The sequence below is a fragment of the Pseudomonas sp. Irchel s3f7 genome, assembly GCF_900187615.1.
Classification (GTDB): Bacteria; Pseudomonadota; Gammaproteobacteria; order Pseudomonadales; family Pseudomonadaceae; genus Aquipseudomonas.
The window spans coordinates 1-23,707 of record NZ_FYDO01000048.1 but is presented as its reverse complement, the minus strand read 5'-3'; the positions used below and the strand labels follow the sequence as shown (position 1 = coordinate 23,707).

General features: G+C 60.3%; 20 protein-coding genes and 1 pseudogene. 9 read left to right on the top strand and 12 right to left on the bottom strand.

Going from position 1 to position 23,707, the window contains the following annotated elements; translation table 11 throughout:
• Positions 1-347: 347 nt before the first annotated feature.
• The 4 genes from CKW19_RS27565 to phnE are packed head-to-tail and all read left to right on the top strand — an operon-like array spanning position 348 to position 3,578.
• Positions 348-1,199, top strand: coding sequence for a putative selenate ABC transporter substrate-binding protein (locus CKW19_RS27565; protein ID WP_095061629.1), 852 nt, complete (start codon positions 348-350; stop codon positions 1,197-1,199).
• On the top strand, positions 1,196-1,993 hold the full coding sequence (locus CKW19_RS27560; protein ID WP_095061627.1) for a phosphonate ABC transporter ATP-binding protein: 798 nt from the start codon (positions 1,196-1,198) through the stop codon (positions 1,991-1,993). The genes CKW19_RS27565 and CKW19_RS27560 overlap by 4 nt, the downstream gene beginning before the upstream one ends.
• A complete protein-coding gene (locus CKW19_RS27555; RefSeq protein WP_095061625.1) occupies positions 1,987-2,814 on the top strand; it encodes an ABC transporter permease in 828 nt (275 codons plus the stop codon). Before CKW19_RS27560 ends, CKW19_RS27555 begins: the two co-directional genes overlap by 7 nt.
• A complete protein-coding gene (gene phnE, locus CKW19_RS27550) occupies positions 2,811-3,578 on the top strand; it encodes a phosphonate ABC transporter, permease protein PhnE (protein WP_095061623.1) in 768 nt (255 codons plus the stop codon). Before CKW19_RS27555 ends, phnE begins: the two co-directional genes overlap by 4 nt.
• 255 nt (positions 3,579-3,833) lie before the next feature.
• On the opposite strand, the gene CKW19_RS27545 is transcribed toward phnE, so the two are convergent.
• Together CKW19_RS27545 and CKW19_RS27540 are read right to left on the bottom strand one after the other, a co-directional pair.
• The gene (locus tag CKW19_RS27545; protein ID WP_095061621.1) at positions 3,834-4,196 is read right to left on the bottom strand and encodes a YcgJ family protein; all 363 of its coding nucleotides are present in this window, start codon (positions 4,194-4,196) and stop codon (positions 3,834-3,836) included.
• 16 nt (positions 4,197-4,212) lie between these two features.
• Positions 4,213-4,443: a DUF3955 domain-containing protein gene (locus tag CKW19_RS27540; protein ID WP_095061619.1), complete on the bottom strand. Its 231-nt coding sequence runs from the start codon at positions 4,441-4,443 to the stop codon at positions 4,213-4,215.
• 805 nt (positions 4,444-5,248) lie between these two features.
• On the opposite strand from CKW19_RS27540, the gene CKW19_RS27530 reads away from it, so the two are divergent.
• Positions 5,249-5,617 carry a type 1 fimbrial protein gene (locus CKW19_RS27530; RefSeq protein ID WP_095061615.1) on the top strand — a complete coding sequence of 123 codons (369 nt, stop codon included), beginning with the start codon at positions 5,249-5,251 and terminating at the stop codon, positions 5,615-5,617.
• A gap of 1,021 nt (positions 5,618-6,638) precedes the next feature.
• Here the strand turns inward: CKW19_RS27530 and CKW19_RS27525 are convergent.
• Complete coding sequence (locus CKW19_RS27525) at positions 6,639-7,655, bottom strand: succinylglutamate desuccinylase/aspartoacylase family protein (protein WP_095061613.1); 1,017 nt, start codon at positions 7,653-7,655, stop codon at positions 6,639-6,641.
• Between the two features lie 114 nt (positions 7,656-7,769).
• On the opposite strand from CKW19_RS27525, the pseudogene CKW19_RS29310 reads away from it, so the two are divergent.
• Positions 7,770-8,309 (top strand): annotated as a pseudogene (locus CKW19_RS29310) (TetR/AcrR family transcriptional regulator); the annotation flags it as partial.
• Here CKW19_RS29310 and CKW19_RS27515 read toward each other — a convergent pair.
• From CKW19_RS27515 to CKW19_RS27490, 6 genes are all read right to left on the bottom strand, one after another.
• Positions 8,265-9,269, bottom strand: a complete 1,005-nt coding sequence (locus tag CKW19_RS27515) for a DMT family transporter (protein WP_095061608.1) — start codon at positions 9,267-9,269, stop codon at positions 8,265-8,267. The pseudogene CKW19_RS29310 and the gene CKW19_RS27515 overlap by 45 nt on opposite strands.
• Positions 9,269-9,967: an ABC transporter permease gene (locus tag CKW19_RS27510; protein ID WP_095061606.1), complete on the bottom strand. Its 699-nt coding sequence runs from the start codon at positions 9,965-9,967 to the stop codon at positions 9,269-9,271. Before CKW19_RS27510 ends, CKW19_RS27515 begins: the two co-directional genes overlap by 1 nt.
• An 18-nt stretch (positions 9,968-9,985) precedes the next feature.
• Positions 9,986-10,699: an ABC transporter permease gene (locus CKW19_RS27505; RefSeq protein ID WP_095061604.1), complete on the bottom strand. Its 714-nt coding sequence runs from the start codon at positions 10,697-10,699 to the stop codon at positions 9,986-9,988.
• A gap of 134 nt (positions 10,700-10,833) precedes the next feature.
• Positions 10,834-11,616, bottom strand: a complete 783-nt coding sequence (locus tag CKW19_RS27500) for a transporter substrate-binding domain-containing protein (protein WP_095061602.1) — start codon at positions 11,614-11,616, stop codon at positions 10,834-10,836.
• Positions 11,617-11,643: 27 nt separating this feature from the next.
• Positions 11,644-13,647: an aminotransferase class I/II-fold pyridoxal phosphate-dependent enzyme gene (locus tag CKW19_RS29365; RefSeq protein WP_095061600.1), complete on the bottom strand. Its 2,004-nt coding sequence runs from the start codon at positions 13,645-13,647 to the stop codon at positions 11,644-11,646.
• A gap of 156 nt (positions 13,648-13,803) precedes the next feature.
• Positions 13,804-15,195 (bottom strand): MFS transporter, encoded by a 1,392-nt coding sequence (locus tag CKW19_RS27490; RefSeq protein WP_095061598.1) that lies wholly within the window; start codon positions 15,193-15,195, stop codon positions 13,804-13,806.
• Positions 15,196-15,342: 147 nt separating this feature from the next.
• On the opposite strand from CKW19_RS27490, the gene CKW19_RS27485 reads away from it, so the two are divergent.
• Positions 15,343-16,227: a LysR family transcriptional regulator gene (locus CKW19_RS27485; RefSeq protein ID WP_095061596.1), complete on the top strand. Its 885-nt coding sequence runs from the start codon at positions 15,343-15,345 to the stop codon at positions 16,225-16,227.
• Positions 16,228-16,341: 114 nt separating this feature from the next.
• Here the strand turns inward: CKW19_RS27485 and katG are convergent, their stop codons facing one another.
• The 3 genes from katG to CKW19_RS27470 form a co-directional block, all read right to left on the bottom strand.
• Positions 16,342-18,600, bottom strand: a complete 2,259-nt coding sequence (gene katG / locus CKW19_RS27480) for a catalase/peroxidase HPI (RefSeq protein ID WP_095061594.1) — start codon at positions 18,598-18,600, stop codon at positions 16,342-16,344.
• Positions 18,601-18,947: 347 nt separating this feature from the next.
• The gene (locus CKW19_RS27475) at positions 18,948-19,145 is read right to left on the bottom strand and encodes a YbdD/YjiX family protein (RefSeq protein WP_095061592.1); all 198 of its coding nucleotides are present in this window, start codon (positions 19,143-19,145) and stop codon (positions 18,948-18,950) included.
• A 2-nt stretch (positions 19,146-19,147) separates the two neighbouring features.
• Positions 19,148-21,205, bottom strand: a complete 2,058-nt coding sequence (locus CKW19_RS27470) for a carbon starvation CstA family protein (protein ID WP_095061590.1) — start codon at positions 21,203-21,205, stop codon at positions 19,148-19,150.
• A 298-nt stretch (positions 21,206-21,503) separates the two neighbouring features.
• On the opposite strand from CKW19_RS27470, the gene CKW19_RS27465 reads away from it, so the two are divergent.
• Positions 21,504-22,868 carry a cache domain-containing protein gene (locus CKW19_RS27465; RefSeq protein WP_095061588.1) on the top strand — a complete coding sequence of 455 codons (1,365 nt, stop codon included), beginning with the start codon at positions 21,504-21,506 and terminating at the stop codon, positions 22,866-22,868.
• Between the two features lie 7 nt (positions 22,869-22,875).
• Positions 22,876-23,508, top strand: coding sequence for a response regulator transcription factor (locus tag CKW19_RS27460; RefSeq protein ID WP_046042521.1), 633 nt, complete (start codon positions 22,876-22,878; stop codon positions 23,506-23,508).
• The last annotated feature ends 199 nt before the right edge of the window (positions 23,509-23,707 follow it).

Genomic DNA, 23,707 nt, shown 5'->3' with positions numbered 1-23,707 from the left:
GTTGGCCAGAAGCCAAAGATGGCTTCCTCGAATAGGCCTTATACATAGATGCAACCGGGTAGCAGTGTTTAAAAAGCAGGTAGACAGTGGGGGCGAGTCCATACATAGGAGCGAGCCTGCTCGCGATAGCGGTAGAACAGTCGATATGGATGCTGACAGGCACACCGTCATCGCGAGCAAGCTCGCTCCTACACGTCTTTTTAGCCCTACGTCCTGCTGCGACGCTGGTCAAGCACGCAAGAGTCCCTATAATCGCGGCGTTTTCGTCTAACCTCACGGAGCGTCGTGCAGCAATCAGCTTGTGCGGGGCGCATCGACATTTTTCCGCTATTGAACCGGAGAACTTCATGCTCAAACGTACCCTGGCATTGGCCGTCGGCCTGACCTTGTCCCTTTCTACCCTGCTGGCCCAGGCTGCCGACACCCTTAAAGTCAGCGCGATTCCTGACGAAGCCCCCACCGAACTGCTGCGCAAATTCAAGCCCCTCGGCGAATACCTGGAAAAACAGCTGGGCATGAAGGTCGAATTCGTCCCGGTGTCCGACTACCCGGCCGTGGTCGAAGCGTTGGCCACTGACCGCATCGACATGGCCTGGCTGGGTGGTTTCACCTTCGTGCAGGCGCGTCTGAAAACCGGCAACGCCATTCCGCTGGTTCAGCGTGAGCAAGATGCCCAGTTCACCAGCAAATTCATCACTGCCGACCCGAACGTCAAATCCCTGGCCGACTTGAAGGGCAAGTCCTTCGCGTTCGGTTCGGTATCGTCCACGTCCGGCAGCCTGATGCCGCGCTATTTCATGATCAAGGACGGCATCACGCCGGAAACCTATTTCAGCCGCGTGGGTTACTCGGGCGCTCATGACGCCACGGTTGCCTGGGTTCAGGCCGGTAAAGTCGATGCCGGCGTACTCAACGCCAGCGTCTGGGAAAAACTGGTCAAGGCCGGCAAGGTCGACACCGACAAGGTCAAGGTCTTCGCCACCACACCGGCCTACTTCGATTACAACTGGACCGTGCGCGGTACGCTCGACCCGGCCCTTGCCGCCAAGATCAAAGCGGCGTTCCTGGCGCTGGACCCGGCCAATCCGGAGCAAAAAGCGATTCTGGATTTGCAGGCCGCCAGCCGCTTCATCGAAACCAAGCCTGAAAACTACAAGGGCATCGAGGAAGCCGCACGCGCCGCCGACCTGCTGAAATGACCTTGCATCTGACTCAGGTCAGCCTCACGCACGCCAATGGCGTGCGTGCGCTGCATAACGTCGACCTGCACATCGGCGCCGGTGAGCAGGTCGCGATTATCGGCCCGTCCGGCGCCGGAAAGTCGAGCCTGCTCAACCTGTTGGCGACCGCCCTGCGCCCGGGCAGCGGCGCAGTCGAGGTGCTTGGTGAACACGCCTGGCAACTCAGCGCCCGTCAGCGTCAGCGCTTGCGTGCTCGGATCGGCCTGGTGCATCAAGCGCCACCGCTGCCCCCGCGCCAGCGTGTGATTACGGCGGTGCTGGCCGGCAAGCTCGGGCAGTGGGGCTTCGCCAAAAGCCTGCTGAACCTGGTGCATCCGCTGGATGTTCCCGGTGCACGGGCGGCGCTCGCCCGGCTGGACTTGGGTGACAAACTGTTCGCCCAGTGCCAGCAACTCTCCGGTGGCCAACTGCAACGTGTGGGCATTGCCCGGGTGCTGTATCAGGCGCCCGAGGTGTTGTTGGCCGATGAACCGGTCTCGGCGATGGACCCGGTCCTGGCCGGGCACACGCTGTCGACCCTCTGCCGTCATGCGAAGGAACACCAAGTGACACTGGTCGCCAGCCTGCATGCGGTGGACCTGGCGCTGTCGCACTTCTCACGGATCATCGGTTTGCGCGATGGCCAGGTCTTCTTCGATCTGCCCGCCAGCGACGTCGATAACAATCTGCTCGACGGGCTCTACGCCAACGAGCAACTGCAATCCCCGCCCGTTCCCGTGGCGCCCTTGAGTGTGCAGATTCCCCGATGCTGAAGCGCGACTCACGAGATCCTGCCCTCCGGCCTCGCCTGCTGCTCAGTCTGTTGGCGATTGCCCTGCTGTGGCCGGGCATTCGTTTCAGCGAGCTGGACCTGGGCGTGCTGTTCATGGCCGACAGCCAGAGCGAGATGGGCCGTTTTGTTTCAGCCTTCTGGCCCCCCGCCCACGACGAAGAATTCCTGCAACTGCTGTGGCAAGCCACCTTGCAGACATTGGCCATCGCCACCGCCGGCATGGCCCTGGCCTTGCTGTTGGCCGTACCTGCGAGCTTGCTGGCCAGTCGAGCGTTGTCGCTCACGGCGGCCTCTCGTGGTGGACGCCCGAGTCTGCTCGGCCGACTGTTGCGCTGGCCGGTACGCGGGCTGTTGATCTTCCTGCGCAGCGTGCCGGAAATCGTCTGGGCGCTGCTGTTTGTCCGTGCGGTCGGCCTTGGGCCAACGGCTGGGGTGCTGGCCATCGCCATTACCTACAGCGGCATGCTCGGCAAGGTCTACGCGGAAATTTTCGAATCAGTCGATCAGCGCCCCGCCCATGCGCTGCTGCAAGCGGGCAGCAGTCGGTTGGCGGCGTTCTGCTACGGCATCCTGCCCAATGTCGCGGCGGAACTGCTGTCGTACACGGTGTACCGCTGGGAATGCGCGATCCGCGCTTCGGTGGTGATGGGTTTCGTCGGCGCCGGTGGCCTGGGTCAGCAGATCGATTTGTCGTTGCGCATGTTCGCCGGCGGTGAAGTGGCGAGCATGTTGCTGACGTTCTTTGTGCTGGTGTTGTTCGCTGATCAGATCAGCCGCCTGCTGCGCTGGAGGTTCGCATGAATCGTCTGATCAACCTGATGCTGATCGCCCTGATCGTCGCAGCGGCCGTCGCCTCGTTCAGCTATCTGGGTCTCGACCTGGGTGAACTGGCGGGCAGCGGCAACCTCAAGCAAATGGGCGCGTACGTGTTGCGCTTTCTCAGCCCGGACCTGAGCGCCGACCATCTGCAAGCCATCACTCGCGGCGCCTTGGAAACCCTGGCCATGTCGGCCCTGGGCACCCTGCTCGCGGCAGTGCTCGGTTTGGTGTTGGCGCTGCCCGCGGCCGGGCGTTTCGGCTGGCCATTGCAGAGCGCGTCGCGCCTCGTGCTCAATGCCCTGCGCGCCATTCCTGAACTGGTGTGGGCCGCGTTGATGGTGCTGGCGGCCGGTCTCGGCCCGAACGCCGGCACCCTGGCCTTGGCCATGCACACCACCGGCGTGCTCGGTCGCCTGTTCGCCGAAGCGCTGGAAAACACCCCGCCAGAGCCGGCCGAGGCCATTCGCTTGCAGGGCGGCAACGTCGTCTCGGCCTTCTGCTACGGCACCCTGCCCAACCTGTTTCCACAGCTGCTGGCGTACATCCTGTACCGCTGGGAAAACAACATCCGCATGGCCAGCGTGCTCGGCTTCGTCGGTGCCGGCGGTTTGGGGCAAATGCTCTATGTGAGCCTCAGCCTGTTCCAGGAAGCCCAGGCCAGCACAGTGATTCTGGCCATGTTGCTGTTGGTGTTTGCCGTTGATGGGTTGAGTAGCTGGAGTCGCCAGCGCTGGGTTAAGGCTTGATAATGACTCAAGTGGAGGCCAGACGGTTACAGAGCATCGACACGCCGTTAAAGTCTCGGGGCGTACGGCGCTATGCCTACCCTGTTGTTCATCAGTTGCAGGGGTAAACCCAGGTGTTTCGAACCGATCGAATGGTTCTGAACCGAGGAAAAAATCACTGCGCCTTGCAGCCTTTAGTAGTGCCCAGGTTGTGTCGTACTGTCAGTTGGTTAATACGGCCGGCAGTGGCTATACGGATGAAACGCCACCTTTTGCTTATTCGCCAAACAGTAACTTAGTGTATTTTTTGGAGACAGCTCCGGTTCGCTGGCCGTTCGCGCCGTAGTAGCGATCTTCACGACATAGCCGCTCCTTCACGTCGCAGAAAGTCCCGTTGGCAAAGGTGAACTCGGTCAAATCAACGTCACTCGATGTGAACACCTCGTTCGCAGCAGCCTTCTTGCCTAGATACTTTTCCGTTAGCTCGCGGGAGATCCCTTTGTCATTGGCACACAGGTAGCGGTCGCAGAGCACGCCCGACGCAGGCGATTGGATCGTGGCCAAATCCTTGGCGTGTGCAGATATCACGCCCATGGTCAGCAGCAGCGCCAGAGAAAAGGAAAGATATGATTTATTCATACTCGTTAGACCTCGTTTAGTGAGTTTCAGATTTACGCAAGCCACGGCGGAACAGGCTGGCGCCCAATCCCACTATGCCGAGTGTGATGAGCGCCCAACCCAACGGCAGCAGCGCAAAAGGTTCGTGGAGGCGTCCGTCCGGGGCGATGGAGCTGCCAAGCACTTCGAACAGCCCGAAGCAGGCGAGGCCGAGAAGCAAGGCCGCAATGGCAATGAATAGGCCATATCTTTTTTGTGTTCTCTTCATACGTCCTCCGTAAGGGCTCATTGAGTCTTCGCCAGCGCACCCACACGTGCTTGAACGGGCATCACTTCACGACCAACAACAGCGCAAAAGACATCGACGGGGACCGTTTGTTCATAATCAGACTCCTTGGTATTACAGCGCGCTGCTCTGGAATGGATCGGTGTGGGTTCCTTTCAGTTCGGTTCGCGTTGGGCTTCAGGGCGGCAGATGTGCTGAGTTTGTCGTCCCGATGGAGGCAGTTGCCAGCCCGCATCACGGCCTGGTTTGAAAGTTGAGCTTGAGTTTTACCGTCACTGGTTTGCTCACGCACTTTTCGGGAAATCTATTGAAATGGGTAAACTTTTGGTGATTCGCCAGTCATTTTCATGCCGATTGAATGGGGTGTTGGCTGGCCGCACCGTCTGTTTTTACACACTCTGGACCCGAAGCTGACGTTCACTGCCCACGCAAAAAAACCTTCCTGCGTTTCAACACAGGAAGGTTTTTTTGTTTTCGGCCGATCAGTCTTTAGCCTGGCTCAACCTGGTGAACAGCTCGGTCGGCACTTTCTTGCCGTTGGCGGTGAATTGGTGGGTGCGGAACGTGTACACCTCACCCTCGGACAGGAAACTGCGAGGTGCGAAGTGCCTCTCGCTTTGGCAGGTCCATTTGGCCCCAGCGGTGTATCCGGGCTGTATCCGTGAAGTGCTGTTTTTGTATGACTGTATGAAAAATTTCGCGTCTTGATACACCACGATACAAGAAACGCCTCAAGCTTCTACCCTTCATGGACGACGTAAACGTTACAACTCAAGGAGCGTGAGACATGAACAGCAAACATCTGGCAGTGGGCTTCAGTCTTTTATTCGCACTCAATGGCGCTTGCCTGGCCGCGTCGAGCACGATTTCGTTTCAGGGCAGTATTGTCGAATCGGGTTGCCAGCCAAACATGGGGACGGCGGCGACATTTGAGCTTTATGGGTGCCCGGTCCAGAGTCGCACGATGGCATTCAGTGCAAAGTCCATTACGCCAACGGTGGGCGTCAGCTCGCTGAACCCAACGGGCGTCAAGGTCAAACTCCTCGATGAAAAGGAGCGCAAAAGTCGCTACTTCGATCAGCAGTATGCATTGGTGGATGACACTGGCGCGCCCGTTCAGTCCGGGAATTACCTGATTACTCTCAGCATGCCCTGACAACTGAGTCGGGTTGATGCTGGCTGAAACTGTGACTAAACACCGCCCCTGTGGCGAGGGAGCTTGCTCCCGTTCGGCGGCATAGCCGTCGCAAAACCTGCCTGCACTATCTCACTGAAGAAAAGCGGGGGCCGCTTCGCAACCCAGCGGGAGCAAGCTCCCTCGCCACAAATGTCGGCAGGCTCAATTTGCGTAACAACACATACAGCGCACTGAACCTGGCAGACGCTAACTCAGTAGCTAACACCGCCCCTGTAGCGAGGGAGCTTGCTCCCGTTCGGCGGCAAAGCCGTCGCAAAACCTGCCTGCACTATCTCACTGAAGAAAAGCGGGGCCGCTTCGCAACCCAGCGGGAGCAAGCTCCCTCGCCACAAATGTTGGCAGGCTCAATTAGCGCAACAACACATACAGCTCACTGAACCATTGGCAGGCGCCAACTCAGTAGCTAACACCGCCCCTGTGGCGAGGGGGCTTGCCCCCGTTCGGCGGCGTAGCCGTCGCAAAACCTGACGGCACCATCTGACTGAAGAAAAGCCGGGGCCGCTTCGCAGCCCAGCGGGAGCAAGCTCCCTCGCCACCAATGTCGACAGGCTCAATTAGCGTAACAACACATACACCGCACTGAACCATTGGCAGACGCTAACTCAGGAGCTAACACCACCCCTGTGGCGAGGGGGCTTGCCCCCGTTCGGTGGCGAAGCCGTCGCAAAACCTGACGGCACCATCTGACTGAAGAAAAGCCGGGGCCGCTTCGCAGCCCAGCGGGAGCAAGCTCCCTCGCCACAAATGTGGGCTGGCTCAATTAGCGTAACAACACATACATCGCACTGAATCATTGGCAGACGCCAACTCAGTAGCTAACACCACCCCTGTGGCGAGGGGGCTTGCCCCCGTTCGGTGGCGAAGCCGTCGCAAAACCTGACGGCACCATCTGACTGAAGAAAAGCCGGGGCCGCTTCGCAACCCAGCGGGAGCAAGCTCCCTCGCCACCAATGTCATCACACCCTTCCGAGGGTCAGGCTTAGTTCGGGTCGAGCAACCCGCCACTCCAGTTGCGCGATACCCGGCTGCCGGTGAATTTCGCCACGCCCATGCCCTGAGGGATCAAACGATCGCGATAGCGCGTCACCAGCCGCCCCGCTTGCTCGGCATGCAGTACCACTTCGGAAGACGGGTCACCCGGTCGTCCAAGAATCCGTGCAAAGCGCTGCCCTTCCTCGACGAAATCCCCCAGTTCCTTTTCAAAGATCAGCACACCCGGCTGTGGCGCGAGGATGGTTTCCATGTGGCCCATTTCCACGGCTTCAACAGGCCAGTCAGCGGGTGGCACTTGTTCGTCTATGACGCCGAAACCGCACAGCCAGTTGTACAGGCCTTCGGCGTCAGACTCGGCAAAACGGTCGCTGACATCGCCCTGCCCGCGCAGCTCCAGGGTCGCGGCCATGCGGCCTTCAGTGGCGCCGTCGCGCAACCACGGGGCAATGATGGTTTCCTCGAAGGATCCATCGCCGCCGTCATCCCAGATGATCGCCACGTCCATCTTCATCGCCGCCGCCAGTTCACGTCCGCGGGGCCAGAAACTGCGATGCACGTAAAGGTATGGCAGCGCTTCGTCATCGGTGTGCAGGTCGAGCATCACATCTGCCGTGGCCGCCAGTTGCACCAGGCTTTTTTGCCATTCCTGGATGTTGGTTGAAGGTCGCTCCATGGCTGCCGACAAGTCGAACGCACGGTTGAAGTTGTGCCCCGTGGCATCATGGTAACGACCGAGAATCCGCCCCTGGCGAAACTGCCCGATACCCAGCGGGTTGGCCTGCGGCACGACTGTGATGCGCCCCTTGAGTCGTCCCTGAGACTCGGCGATCTGGAGGCGCTGCATCAATAAGTGCAACACCAGCATCCCGGCGATTTCATCGGCGTGCACCCCGGCCTGCAAATGCACCGTCGGCCCGCTGCCGTCGCCTTCGTAACGCCAGGCACAGACCCGCACCGCTTCACCATTGTTGTTGCGAACATTGAACGAAACATCCTGCGTCATTGGCTTGTCCTCCGTCATGTCTGTTGAAATCGCTGTATCGCCCTTGCCGAACTGGAGATTGAACGCACGTTCAACTAAGCTCGCCAACGTGGCATCAAATCCAGGGAAAACCGTGTGACAACCCATACTCCCAAAAACCGCCGAACCGAACCCGATGACCGCCGCGAAAGGCTGGTGGCCGCAACGCTGCGCTGCCTGAGCCGCGACGGTCACGCCGGGATATCCGTGCGGCGCATCGCCACCGAGGCCGGGGTGTCAGTCGGTTTGCTCAATCACCATTTCGGCAGCATCGATGCGTTGATTGCCGACACTTACCAGCGCCTCGCCAGCGAACTGACGACCGCCCTGCTCCAGGAAATCACTCAGGCCGAAACACCCGCGCAGAAAATCGACGCCTTCCTCATCGGCTCGTTTTCACCCCGGGTCATGGACCCGCAATTGCTCGGTGTGTGGGTGGTGTTCTGGAGCCTGATCCGGCACTCCGAGCACGTCACCCAGTCCCACGAAAAAAGCTACCGCGCCTACCTCGATCTGATCCGCGATCTGCTTGACGATCTGGCCGCCAGCGAAGGGTTCGTGATCCACGACACGCGCCTGGCTGCGATCGGTCTATCGGCGATGCTCGACGGACTCTGGCTCGAGTGGTGCCTCAACCCCGAAACCTTCAGCGCCGCCAACGGCCTCCACATCTGCCGCTGCTGGATAAAGGGGCTGCGTCACGGAGCATTCAGCGCCGACGACGTCTTGTGAGGCGTGCCGGCCGAAGATCATTGCCAGCGTGCCGCTGACCGCAATCAACCCGGCGCCGATCATCAGAGACGTCTCCATCAACGTGCCCCAGATCAGGCTCGACAAGGCAAACGCCCAGATCAGCCCGGTGTATTCAAACGGTGCGAGCAAGGTCGCGGTGGCCCGACGGAAACTGGCAAACAACAGAAATTGACCGATACCGCCCACCAGCCCAGCAGCAAGCATGCCCAGCCAGGCCGGGGTCGGCGACGGTGTATGGGTCCAGGGCAAAGCGACCACCATGCAAATCACGAACACCACGTTGGTGATCAGCATCTGCTCCAGCACCGAGGTCTGGTCATCCACCTGCCGCAGCTGAATGTAGGTGAACGCCCAGCACATCGCCGCCAACAGCGTCAGGACGATGGGCAACGGGTCGGTCATGTTGTCGGGGCGACAGGCGATGACCACCCCGACAAAACCGATGATCAGGCTGAACCACTGCCAGCCGCTGGCGCGCTCCTTGAGAATCACCGCCGCCAGCACCGTGACCATGATCGGTGCGGAAAAATACAACGTGGTCATCTCGGCCAGGGTCAAATCCCGGGCCGCGGTGTAGTACAGCAGCCACGCCACAATCGACAACAGACCGCGCACCACCAGCAAGCGCCGGCTCGGCGAGTGCCAGGCTCGCTGAATCAGGCGCAGGCGCCCCACCAGCAACACCGCGGCGACCACCACCAGGCTGCGCCAGAACAGAATGGTGACCACTGAATAATCGGCTACCAGCCACTTGATGACCGCGTCCTGCAATGCCAGAAACGCATAACCCAGGGTGCACAGGCCAATGCCTTGCAGCGAGCGGTCAACCGTTGGCGGACTCATCAGGCCGACCTGCGCACGGGCGTCCCGCGCCGTTCGGCAAAGGCAAACAGCGCCTCGATCAGGAACGTCAGGCAGACGTACACCCCGGCCACCAGCAGCAGCGGCTCATAGACTTGCAGGGTCTGGGCACGGACCACGTTGGCGGCGCCGAGCAAGTCGATCACCGCGATGGTCGAGGCCAGCGCCGTGGACTTGAGCAGCATCACGGTTTCCCCGGCCAGGGTCGGTAGCAACAGACGCATCGCACGAGGCAAACGAACGCGCAGCAACGACTGACGCGCGGTCATGCCAAAGGCCGACGCCGCTTCCATTTCACCTTTGGGCACCGCCAGCAGCCCACCGCGAATCACTTCGCCGACATAGGCCCCCACCGACACCACCAGGGCGAACACGATGTACCAGTAACCGTCGCGCAGGTAGGGCCAGAGAAAGCTGCCGCGAATCAGCGGAAACTGCGCGAACAGGCTGCCCAGGCCGTAGTAGAAAATGTAGATCTGGATCAGCAACGGCGTACCGCGTGTCACGCTGGTATAGAGCAGGCTGACCTTGGCGATCACCTTGTTTTTCGAGATCCGCGCCATCGCCACCAGCACCGCCAGTGCAAACCCCAACACACTGGACACCAACAGGATGGCAATGGTGGTTTGCAGCCCTCGGCCCAACAGCGCCGCGTATTCAACTATCCACGCTGGAATCATTTCATTCTCTCTGCCGGTTCAGTCAACAAGAGGCATCCAGCGACGAATACGTCGCTCCAACCGTCCCGACAAATAGTTCGACACCAGCGTCACTGCGTAATACAACGCCGCGGCAGTGAGGTAGAACAACAGATAGTGGCGCGTCGAGCCCGCGGCCTGCTTGGCCGTGTACAACAACTCGTTGGTGCCGACCACGCTGATCAGCGCGCTGTCCTTGATCAGGTTGATCCACAGGTTGGCCATCCCGGCCATCGCATACGGCGCCATGATCGGCAGCGTGACGCGGCGGAACAGGCCGAAACCGCTCAAGCCAAACGCCTTGGCCGCTTCGATCTGACCAAAGGGAATCGCCTGGATCGCCGCGCGGAAAATCTCCGAAGCGTAAGCGCCCTGCACCAGCCCCAGCACCACAATCGCCGCCAGCGGACCGCTGACGTCTATCGCTGCGTAACCGAGCTTGGCCATCAACGAATTGAGCAGCATGGAACCGACGTAGTACAGCAGCAGGATCAGCAACAACTCCGGCACCGCCCGGAACAATGTGGTGTACCCGCGCATCAGCGCCGCAATCGGTTTCGGCGCACCGAGTTTGAGACACGCCACCACCAACCCGATGGCCAGCCCGAGCACGAAGGCCCCGGCCGAAATCTGCAGGGTCATCCAGAGTCCCTTCAGCAGCGCACTGCCCCACCCTTGCTCGGTGAAATTGATCAGATCGAACATTGCTGGCATTTCAACCTCCAGTAACGACCATAAAGACACTGCCCAAACCTTGTAGGAGCTGGCTTGCCAGCGAAGCGGTGTGTCAGGCAGACCGCGCCGTAACAATCGCCGGCAAGCCGGCTCCTACAGGATCTGTGTGGCAGTTAGAACGCAGGCTTCACGCTGGTACCGAAGTAGTGCTGCGACAGGTCGTCATAGTCTTTGCTCGCCAGCAATTCCTGGATCGCCTTGTCGAGCTTGGCCTTGAGTTCGGCGTCATCCTTGCGCAGGCCGGCGCCCACGCCTTTGCCAAAGATCGGGTCATAAGGCACGGCGCCGAGGTAGGCCAGGTCCTTGGCGTCCGGGGTTTTGACGAACGCGGCCATGGCCGTGCCGTCTGCCATCATCAGGTCGATGCGCCCGGCGATCAGGTCGGCGTTGGCCGAATCCTGGGTGTCGTAGTACTTAACGTCGGCGATTTTTTCGTAGTAGGTCTTCAGGTAACTGGCGCTCACCGTCGAGTTCTGCACGCCGATGATCTTGCCCTTGAGGTCATCCGGGAACTTCTTCACCGACGCTTCCTTCGGCCCAACCACGGCAATCACCGAGTCGTAATAAGCCTTGCTGAAGGCGATCTGTTTTTCGCGCTCTTCGGTCACCGACATCGAGGAGAAAATCACGTCGATTTTCTTCGCCAGCAGCGACGGAATGATCCCGTCCCACGCCACTTCCTTGATCTCGCATTCGGCTTTCATTTCGCTGCACAGCTTGCGGATCAAATCGACCTCAAAACCTTTCCACTCACCGTTGGCCTGTTTCTCGGTATACGGCGGATAAGGTTCGGCTGCGACCGCGAACCTGATCGGCTGCGCCTGTGCCGCACTCATACCGGCCAGCATGATGCAGGCTGCACCGGTCAACCAGTTTGCAAAACGTCGATTTCCCATGTTGTTTTCCCGTCTTTTTATGATGAGTTAGCGAGTCTGATGAGCGTTGACGAATTGTCGGCAACGCTCGCTGCGTGGGTGTACGAACACTTCGTCCGGCGAACCGGTTTCCTCGATCAGCCCCTGATGCAAAAAGGCGACTTTGGAAGAGACATCGCGTGCGAAAGCCATTTCATGAGTCACCAGGATCATGGTCCGGCCTTCTTCGGCGAGGGAACGGATCACCCGCAGCACTTCCCCGACCAGTTCCGGGTCGAGTGCCGAGGTGGGTTCATCGAACAGCATGACCTTGGGCCGCATGGCCAGGGCCCGGGCGATGGCCACCCGTTGTTGCTGTCCCCCGGAGAGAAACGCCGGGTACTCGTTGCGCTTGGCCGCCAGCCCGACGCGTTCGAGCAGCGCTTCGGCCCGTTCAGTGGCCTCCGCACGGCTTTCACGCAGGACCTGGGTCGGCGCTTCGATGAGGTTTTCCAGCACCGTGCGATGGGGCCAGAGGTTGAAGTTCTGGAACACCATGCCCAGGCTGGAACGGATGCGGACCAGTTGCTTGGCGTCCGACACCAGCGGTGCGCCGGGACGATTCTGGTTAAGGTGAATGCTTTCGCCATCGACCAGGATGCGCCCCTGATCCGGCACTTCAAGCATGTTAATGCAGCGCAGCAAGGTACTTTTGCCCGAGCCACTCGCGCCGATCAGGGAGATCACTTCCCCCTCGCAGGCGGTCAGGGAAACGCCTTTGAGCACTTCGATATTGCCGAAGCGTTTATGCAGGCGATCGACTTCGATCATGGTCTTGGACGCTGTCGGTTCGACGCTTACGGTGCTGGTCACCGTGCTGATCACCGGCCGTGGCGCTTCACCGTTCAACACCCGCACAAAGTCGCGTATCCGTTGGCAGGCCTGGGCCAGTCGCTCTTCACCGAGGGTGAACGAGAGCCGCACAAACCCTTGCGCCGGCTCGCCAAACGCAGCGGCGTCCAGCACCGATACGCCGGCCTCGCGCAGCAGGCGCCAGGCAAATTCCAGCGACGTCAGGCCAGTGCCGCGCACATCAACCAATACGAACATGCCGGCATCGGGATTGAGCACGGAAATTCCCGGGCAATCCGCCAACCCAGACACCACCAGATCGCGACGACGACGGTAGATCTCGCGCATGCCGTGGGTCACTTCGTCATGGGACTGCACGGCCTTGAGCGCCGCTTCCATGACAAACCCCGGCAAGCCGTAGAGCATGCTCAGGACCAGCGTTTCCACATGATTGACCAAAGCTTCATCGGCGATGATCCAGCCAATCCGCCAACCGGTCATGGCATGGGATTTCGACAGGCTGCCGATCACCACGCAGCGCTCGGCCATACCCGGCAACGCCGCCAGACTCAGGTGTTCGCGCTCATAGGCGAGGCTCTCGTAGACCTCGTCCACCACCACCCACAAGTCATGGGCGATGGCGAGGTCGGCGATGGCTTGCAGCTCTTCGCGATTGAGCACCACGCCCGTGGGGTTGTTTGGATTGGAGAAGAAAATCGCCCGGGTTCGCGGGGTGATCGCCTTGGCCAGCACCGCCGCATCGAGCCGAAAACCGCCGTCCGCCGCACAGGGCACGCGCACCAGCGTAGCGCCGGAAGCCTTGAGCGTGGCTTCGTACGTGACGTACATCGGGTCGAGGGCGATGACTTCGTCACCGGCACTGAGCAAGCACATCGAGGCGGCGAACAAAGCATTCTGCGCGCCCGCCGCGACAATCACGTTGGCGGCTTGCAGCGGGCGGTCGATCACATCGCTGTAGCGGGCGGCGATGGCTTCACGCAAGGCCTGGCGGCCGGCGATTTCGGTGTAGTGGGTGTCACCTTCGCGCAGGGCGTGAATCGCGGCATCGGTGATGAAATCGGGGGTGGGGAAATCCGGGTCGCCGACGCTGAGGATGATGACATCCTCGCCATTGCGTTGGGCGGCGTTGGCCGCGTAGTGAATATCCCAAGCGGCAACGCCTTGGCCGCTGATCCGCTCAACAAAGGGTGAAAACCGCATGCCAGTGCCTCGTTCGAATTGAAGAAACGCAAGCCCGCAACCAGCCGGGGAAAGGTGGCCCCAACATAGTCCAGACTGAACAGTCGTTCAACAGAAAACTCACAAGGCTTCGCGTTCAGCGCAAACAGGTCGTTTTCACGACAGTCGTGCCGTTTTTCAACACGAGGTGGCAGCGATCCGGGAACGACGCTGGCTGATTACGCCAATGATCAGCGCCGCGCCAATCAACCCGGCGGCGACCGTGAACGTCAGGCGCATCCCCTGCGCGATGGCTTCGGGCTGGACCTGCAAGATGTCGCCACTGGCCGAACCGACAGCGAATATCGCGCCCATCAGCGAAGCGCCCGTGATCAACCCGAGATTGCGCGAAAGCCCGAGCAAGCCGGAAATGACGCCCCGTTGCTGCGGCGTAACGTCCGCCATGACAGCCGTATTGTTGGCCGCCTGGAACAGCGCATAACCGGCGGTAATGACAGCCAGCGGCACCACGTAACCGGGCACACCGCCCCCCATTGTCACGGCGGGCAGACTGCATGCACCGATCAACATGGTCATCAATCCGCACATCGCGGATCGATGTGCGCCCCATCGGTCGACGCATCGGCCCGCCGGAATTCCGACCAGTGCCGCAATCAGCGGTCCCGTGGACATCACCAATCCTGCGCCCACCGCATCCAGCGCCAGTGCCCCCGTCAGATAAAACGGCCCCACGACCAGGGTGGCCATGACCACGCTCGTCACCAGTGCGCTCATGGCGAAACCCGCACTCAACGGCAGATTGCGCAACAGGGTCAATTGAACCAGCGGTGATTCGGCTTTGCGCTCGATGAACACAAACACGCCCAACCCAAGCACCGCCACCAGCAACAGCGCCATGTTCAGCGGATCAAACCTGGCACGTCCAAGGGTCATCGCCAACGCATAGGCCAGCAGCGTCAGGGTCAGGACCAGCGTGCCGAGGACATCGAAATCCGCCCTCTTCTCGTGGTGATCATTGGGTAGAAAGTGAACCGCGAGCCCAATGGCCAGAACACCCAGCGGCACATTGATCAGAAAGATTGCCGGCCATCCCGAATTGGCAATCAACAAACCGCCGAGGGTCGGGCCGAGTGACGTGCCAATCGCCGACATCGTGCCGAGCACACCCATTGCGCGGCCCATCCGGGCCTTGGGAACCGCCTCCCCCACGAGCGCCATGGTCATCGCCATCATGATCGCTGCGCCCGTGCCTTGCAGGGTTCGGGCGGCGATCAACAGCCAAAGAGTGGGCGCCAGTGCGCACAGGACCGAGGCCACCGTGAACAGCGTCACCCCCATCAACAACAGGCGCCGATGGCCAACGACATCCCCCAACCGGCCAACACTGACGATCAAGGCGGTAATGGCCAGCAGGTAAGCGAGCAACACCCACTGCACGTGCTGGAAGGAAGCGGAAAACGCCTCGGCCAATGTCGGCAAACCGACGTTCGCAATACTGGTACCAAGGGACGACAGCAGCATGGACAGTGAAAGGCTGGCCAACGCTCCGCGCTCGGATCGGGACTTCATACTCGGGTCACTCCGCAAACAGGTTGTCCCGAGACTAAGCTCACACCTAACATGGCGGAAGACGCAGCAGTTGCACTAACTACGTGCATCTGACGCCACACCAACAATTTGGCAGCGAGCCAGCTCGCGCCTACAGGATTTGATTCGATGGCTGATCTGAATCTGCTGATCACACTGAATGTGTTGCTGGAGGAAGGCAGCGTCGCCCGCGCAGCCCAGCGCCTGCATCTCAGCCCATCGGCCATGAGTCGTGCCCTGGCACGCTTGCGCGAAACCATGGGCGATCCGCTGTTGGTCAGGGCCGGACGCGGTCTTGTGCCCACACCCCGGGCGCTGGCGTTGCGCGAGCGGGTCAGTGCGCTGGTACAGGACGCCGAAGCCGTGCTGCGACCGGACGAAGCGCTCGACATTACGCATCTGGTTCGCACGTTCACACTGCGCACCAGCGATGGTTTCGTGGAGAACTTCGGGCCGTCACTGATCGCCCGCATAAACGACAAAGCCCCCGGTGTGCGTCTGAACTTCGTGCAGAAACTGAACAAGGACAGCACCCTGTTGCGCGACGGCTCCGTCGATCTGGAAACCGGTGTCATCGGTGAATCGACCAGCCCGGAAGTGCGAACACGCCTGTTGTTTCGCGACCGTTTCATCGGTGTCGTGCGCAAAGGGCATTCATTGAACAAAGGGGCTATGACCGCCGAACGTTATGCGGCGGCCCACCACATTCTGGTTTCACGCCGTGGGCACGACAAAGGCGTCATGGATGAAGCCCTGAACCTGCTCGGACTGAAACGACACATCAGCACCATCGTCGGTGGCTTTTGCGCCGCGCTGGCGCTAGCCCGGGCTTCAGACCTGGTGGCCACCGTTCCGGAGCGTCACGTTGGCAACCTGTGCGACGGGATGCAGTGCTTTGACTTGCCATTCACCACGGCGCCCATCAGCGTCTCGATGCTCTGGCACCCGCGCATGGACGCAGACCCCGCGCATCGCTGGTTGCGGGGCTGTTTGTGGGAGATCTGCAGTCGGTAGACCGCGATGCGCTAATCCGCATGCGTGCGTCACCGGCATTCAAACCGGCGAGGGGAACAAAAAAAACGCGACCGGGTATCAGACCCGGTCGCGGTGTTTTGCAGCCTTAACTAATCACGCCAGATCAAAACGATCCAGATTCATCACCTTCGTCCACGCAGCAACGAAGTCCTTGACGAACTTGTCCTTCGCATCGGCGGTGGCATAGACCTCGGCCAGGGCGCGCAACTGCGCGTTGGAGCCAAACACCAGGTCGACCCGCGTCCCCGTCCACTTCACTGCGCCGCTTTTGCGATCACGCCCTTCAAACTCCTGGGCGGCGTCCGACACCGGCTTCCACTCCACGCCCATATCCAGCAGGTTGGTGAAGAAGTCATTGGTCAGCGCTTCCGGACGCGCGGTGAACACACCGTGTTTGCTTTGGCCGACATTGGTGTTCAACACCCGCAGGCCGCCCAGTAACACCGTCATTTCCGGCGCCGTGAGTGTCAGCAATTGCGCCTTGTCGATCAGCAATGCCTCGGCCGGGACGCGGTATTGTTGCTTGAGGTAATTACGGAAGCCGTCGGCAATCGGTTCAAGAAAACCGAAGGACTCTACGTCTGTCTGCTCCTGACTGGCGTCCATGCGACCCGGAGTAAACGGCACCGTGACATTGTGGCCGGCGTTTTTTGCGGCCTGCTCCACGCCCACACCACCCGCGAGCACAATCAGGTCGGCCAGGGAGATTTTCTTGCCACCGCTGTTGAACTCGCCCTGGATGGCTTCGAGTTTTGCCAACACATTCGCCAGTTGCGCCGGCTGGTTAGCCTGCCAGGATTTCTGCGGGGCCAGGCGCAGGCGACCGCCGTTGGCACCGCCTCGTTTGTCGGAACCACGGAAACTCGAGGCCGCCGCCCAAGCGGTCGACACCAGTTGCGAAACCGACAGGCCCGAGGCCGCAATTTTGCCTTTGAGCGCGGCGACATCGCTGTCGTTGACCAGTGGGTGATCGACATCAGGAATCGGGTCTTGCCACAACAGCTCTTCTGCCGGCATTTCCGGGCCGAGGTAGCGCGAGAGCGGACCCATGTCGCGGTGGATGAGCTTGTACCAGGCGCGGGCGAAGGCATCGGCCAACTGGTCTGGATTGGCCAGGAAGCGCCGCGAGATGGGTTCGTAGATTGGATCGAAGCGTAGGGCCAGGTCCGACGTCAGCATGGTCGGATCGCGACGTTTTGCCGAATCGAACGGGTCGGGAATGATGCCGGCACCCGCGCCGTTTTTCGGTTTCCACTGGTGTGCACCGGCCGGGCTTTTGGTCAGTTCCCAGTCGAAACCGAACAGGTTTTCCAGGTAGTTGTTGCTCCACTTCGTTGGCGTGGTGGTCCAGGTCACTTCCAGGCCACTGGTGATGGTGTCCGCACCTTTACCAGTGCCGAACGTGCTCTTCCAGCCCAGGCCTTGCAGTTCAAGACCGGCGGCTTCGGGCTCAGGGCCTACGTGGTCGGCCGGGCCGGCACCGTGGGTCTTGCCGAAGGCGTGACCGCCGGCGATCAACGCGACGGTTTCTTCATCATTCATCGCCATGCGACCGAAGGTTTCGCGAATATCCTTGGCCGATGCGACCGGGTCAGGCTCGCCTTCCGGGCCTTCCGGGTTCACGTAGATCAAGCCCATTTGCACCGCGGCGAGAGGGTTTTCCAGATGGCGGCCATTTTCGGTACGGCTTTCTTCGTTTCTGCCGGGTTCGGCAACCAGCGGAACGTCACCGGGCTTTTGCACAGGCTTGCTGTCATCCTTGCCGTAACGTGTGTCACCGCCCAGCCATTTGTTTTCAGAGCCCCAGTAAACGTCTTCGTCCGGCTCCCAGACATCCGGGCGACCACCGGAGAACCCGAAGGTCTTGAAGCCCATGGACTCCAGCGCCACATTACCGGTGAGGACAATCAGGTCCGCCCAGGAAATCTTGTTGCCGTACTTTTGCTTGATCGGCCAGAGCAGCCGGCGCGCCTTGTCGAGGCTGACGTTATCCGGCCAGCTGTTGAGTGGCGCAAAACGTTGCTGGCCAGAACCGGCGCCACCCCGGCCATCACCGGTGCGGTAGGTGCCTGCGGCGTGCCAGGACATGCGGATAAAGAATGGACCGTAATGGCCGAAGTCTGCGGGCCACCAGTCCTGGGAGTCGGTCATCAGGGCGTTCAGGTCATTTTTCAGCGCCTGAAAGTCCAGGCTTTTGAAAGCTGCGGCGTAGTTGAAGTCGCCCCCCAACGGGTCAGACTTGGGCGAATGCTGGCTCAAGATCTTCAGGTTCAGTTGGTTCGGCCACCAGTCGCGGTTCGTCGTGCCACCGCCAGCGGCGTGATTGAACGGGCATTTCGATTCAGTTGACATGGCATCTCCTCTTTATTTTGTTTTCAGCTAACCACCCTTGAGCGTGGATCCGGATGACCGATTAATGAAATAGCTTTTGGACATGGGATCCATAGCCTTAAGGCTATGACAGCCCCGTGATCAGGCGCTCTAGAACAACCATTAAAGTACCGGTATGGGGAACTGTCGTTACATCGGGCAGAGATAGCTGACAAACAGCGTAAATCCCTTGGATTCAAGAACCTTCCATGACGATGCCGGGCGAATTGCTGTCCTGGAAACGAACGAAAAAAATGGCGAGGGAGTTTCCTCCCTCGCCACTTTTTCAGTGATCACCACAAGGCTTTTTCAGCCGTTTTTTCTTTCAATCAACAACACTTCGGTCCGGACTTGCTGCCGTATCGGGCTTCCTGGCGTTCCCGAAAGAATGCCTCGTAATCCATCAGCGGCTTGTCCGGGTGCTTGGTCTGCATGTGCTCGACGTAGTTGTCGTAGTCGGGCATGCCCACCATCAGGCGTGCTGCCTGACCGAGGTATTTGCCCAGACGACTCAGGTCATTGAACATGATCAGGCATCCGGCAGCGCTTGGTAAGGCGCTTCTTTATCCGTACGTTCCTTGGTGCCCCAGGCAGCGACGCCGACCTTGAGCGCAAAGAACAGGATGCTGAACACCACGAACAGGAACAAAGCGGTCAGTGTCGCGTTGGTGTAGGCGTTGAAAATCACGTGCTGCATCTGGTCGATGCTCTTGGCCGGGGCCAGCACCTGACCGTTGGCCAGCGCATCGCTGTACTTCTTCGCCAGGGCGAGGAAGCCGATCGCCGGGTTGGCGTCGAACAGCTTGATGTAGCCCGCAGTGGTGGTGCAGATCAGCAGCCATACCGCTGGCAGCAAGGTGACCCAGACATACCGCTGACGCTTCATCTTGATCAGCACCACGGTGCCGAGCATCAACGCGATACCGGCCAGCATCTGGTTCGAGATACCGAACAGCGGCCACAAGGTGTTGATGCCGCCCAGTGGATCGATCACGCCCTGATACAGCAAGTAACCCCACATCGCCACACAACCGGCGGTGGCAATCAGGTTGGCGGTCCAGGATTCAGTGCGTTTCAGCGCTGGCACGAACGAGCCGAGCAAGTCCTGCAGCATGAAACGCCCGGCACGGGTACCGGCGTCGACTGCGGTCAGGATGAACAGCGCTTCGAACAGGATCGCGAAGTGGTACCAGAACGCCATGGTGTTTTCACCCGGCAGGACGCTGTGCAGGATCTGCGCGATACCAACCGCCAGGGTCGGCGCACCACCGGCACGGGCCAGGATGGTGGTTTCACCGATGTCGTGGGCCACGGCTTGCAAGGCTTCCGGGGTAATGGCGAAACCCCAGCTGCTGACGGTTTGCGCAACGGTCACCGCATCGGCACCGACGACAGCGGCCGGGCTGTTCATGGCGAAATACACGCCCGGATCAATCACCGATGCCGCGACCATGGCCATGATGGCGACAAACGATTCCATCAGCATGCCGCCGTAACCGATGTAACGGGCATGCCCCTCACTGGCGAGCAACTTCGGCGTGGTGCCGGAAGCAATCAGCGAGTGGAAACCGGAGACCGCGCCACAGGCGATGGTGATGAACAGGAACGGGAACAGACCGCCCTTCCAAACCGGACCGGTGCCGTCGACGAACTGGGTCAGCGCCGGCATTCTCAGCTCGGGCATGGTCACCAGAATGCCAATGGCCAAGGCGACGATGGTGCCGATTTTCAGGAAAGTGGAGAGGTAGTCCCGCGGTGCCAGGATCAGCCACACCGGCAACACTGCGGCAACAAAACCGTAGCCGATCAGCATCCAGGTGATCTGGAGACCGGTAAAGGTGAAAGCCTTGGCCCACACCGGATCGGCGGCAACCTGCCCGCCCAGCCAGATCGATCCGAGCAGCAACAGCACACCGATGATGGAGATTTCGCCGATACGACCCGGGCGGATGTAGCGCATGTAGATGCCCATGAACATCGCGATCGGGATGGTCGCCATCACCGTAAAAATACCCCACGGGCTTTCGGCCAGGGCTTTCACGACGATCAGTGCCAGCACCGCGAGGATGATGATCATGATCAGGAAGCAACCGAACAGCGCGATGGTGCCGGGAATGCGGCCCATTTCTTCGCGGACCATGTCCCCCAGGGAACGGCCGTTGCGACGAGTAGACATGAACAAGACCATGAAGTCCTGAACCGCACCCGCCAGCACCACCCCGGCGATCAGCCACAGCGTGCCGGGCAAGTAGCCCATCTGCGCCGCCAGTACCGGACCGACCAAAGGCCCCGCGCCGGCGATTGCCGCGAAGTGGTGACCGAAGAGTACGTGTTTGTTGGTCGGAACATAGTCCAGACCATCGTTATTGAGCACAGCCGGAGTGGCCCGATTAGGGTCGATTTGCATCACTTTGTTGGCGATGAACAGGCTGTAATAGCGGTAGGCAACGAGGTAGATAGCGACGGCTGCGACGACGATCCACAGGGCGTTGATCGCTTCGCCGCGGCGCAGGGCCACGACACTCAGCGCAATCGCTCCCAGGACAGCCACGGCAAACCAGGCGAGGTGTTTAGCCAGACGGGGCATAGCGTGTCTCCTGCCGACAGCCATGACTGCGGCGGTAATTTTTATAATTGTGTCCGCTGTGCGGAGCTGGCCCAATATCCGCGCATGCCGTCCACAAATAAATCCGCGTTACTACGTACGTGATCTCTACGTAGTTCTACGTAGACGGCACTGCCCCCTGTAGGAGCGAGCCTGCTCGCGATAGCGGTGTGTCATTCAACATCGATTCGTCTGATATACCGCCATCGCGAGCAGGCTCGCTCCTACAAGGCGACTCTTTGACATATGATCCCGATCCTTCGCGCGGGCAGGAGTCAACATGCAGCTCAAACACAAGATCGTCGCCCTCGGGATTCTGCCGCTGGTGCTGGCCATTGCCGTCATCTGCGCGCTGGTGATTTCCCTCAACCGCCAACTGGGCGATCAACAGGCGCAACTGATCGAAGACAGCATTCTGGCGAGCAAACGCGCGGAGCTGAAAAACTACGTGGAAATGGCCCAAAGCCTGATCGCGCCCCTGTATGACGATGGTCACGGCAATGCCCACGCCCAGCAACAAGTCCTCGAAGAGCTGCGCAAGCTCAGCTTCGGCATCAACGGCTACTTCTTCGTCTACGACCACGAAGGCCGCAGCCTGATGCATGCGCGGCAATCCGAACTGGTGGGCCAATACCTCTGGGACATGAAAGACCCGCACGGCCTGCCGGTGATTCAGGCGCTGCTCAAAAGCGCGCAATCGGGTGAAGGCTTTCAACGCTATGCCTGGAACAAACCCTCGTCCGGTCAGGTGACCGATAAACTCGCCTACGTGGTGATGCTCGATCGCTGGGGCTGGATGCTCGGCACCGGTATTTACCTCGAAGACGTCGAGCGCGCCACGCAACAAGCCCGGGACGAAGTGGCTCAGGGCATTCGCAAAACCATGATGGCGATTGCCGTGGTCGCCCTCGTCGCGGTGCTGTTTGTGTTCTCCACCGGCATGACCCTCAACGTCAGCGAACATCGGTTGGCGGACAAGAAACTGCAACGCCTGACCCAGCGCATCGTCAGCCTGCAGGAGGAAGAGCGATCACGGGTGTCCCGCGAGTTGCACGACGGCATCAGCCAGGTGCTGGTCTCGATCAAGTTCCAGTTCGAACTGGCCAACCACATGCTGGAGAATGGACAAGACAAGGGCCTGGGTATTTTACGAGACGCCACCGAGCGCTTGGGCGATGCGATTGGCGAAGTCCGCAGCCTCTCCCATGACCTGCGCTCATCCTTGCTCGACACCCTTGGCCTGTCGGCAGCCATCGGCCAATTGGCCGCTGAGTTCGAACAGCGCAGCGGGCTGACCGTGACCTATGACGAAAATGAATTCGACTGCCAACTCGTCGACGGCGCGGCGGTGTCGCTGTTCCGAATCGTCCAGGAAGCCCTGACCAACATCGAACGCCATGCTCAGGCGCAGAACGTGTCCATTACACTGCGCGGTTGCAACGACTCCGTGCGGCTGATGGTGGTCGATGACGGTATCGGTTTCAACGTGGCCCAGGTCGAACGTCGTCAGGCGGGCATTGGTTTGCGTAACATCCGCGAACGCGTCGAGCATTTTGGCGGGCGCTTCGATTTGATCTCGATGCCGGGCAGAAGTGAGCTGGACGTACGGCTGCCGATGAAACCTGGCGCAAAACTACAAGAGTGAACATTGCATGAACCTGCCCTCCCCGATCCGCGTCGCCCTGGTCGACGATCACTCCCTGGTCCGCGACGGCATCAAGGCGCTGCTGGCCGTGATGTCGCCCCTGGAAATGGTCGGCGAAGCGGAAAACGGCGCCGAGGCCATCGAGATGGTCGGCCGCTGCCAGCCTGACCTGCTGCTGGTCGACATCAGCCTGCCGGACATGAACGGCCTGGAACTGACCCGCGTCCTGCGCAGCCAGTACCCGTCGCTCAAGGTGCTGGTGCTGAGCATGTACGACAATTACGAATACGTCAGCGAATCGGTGCGCTCCGGCGCCAGCGGCTATGTGCTGAAGAACGCACCGTCACGGGAAATCATCGCCGCCATCGAAGCCATCAGCAGCGGCGGAACCTTCTACAGCGCGGAAATCGCCCAACGGCTGATTGCCGACAGGAACACCGACAACGAGCTGACCCCGAGGGAAAGCCAGGTCTTGTCGAAAATGGCCCAAGGCTTGAATAACAAGGAAATGGCGCGGGAGCTGGACATCAGCGTGCGCACGGTGGAGACACACCGCTTGAGCATTCGGCGCAAACTCAACATCGACAAGCCGGCGGCACTGGTCAAATACGCCCTTGATCACGGACTCATTTCCCGCTAACACCCGCCCCCCTGTAATTGGATGGACTCGCCCACGCCGAGGCGTCAATGCGCCACGGTGGCAGTCTAAGAAGCCAACGGCAGCGAGGGCGAGTCCATGAAAAAGAATACGACGCTTAAACAGTCCCTGTCTTCAACCGATGTGTCGGCCTGTACGACAGTGGCGGTCGATCTTGCCAAGCAGGTCTTTCAGGTCGCAG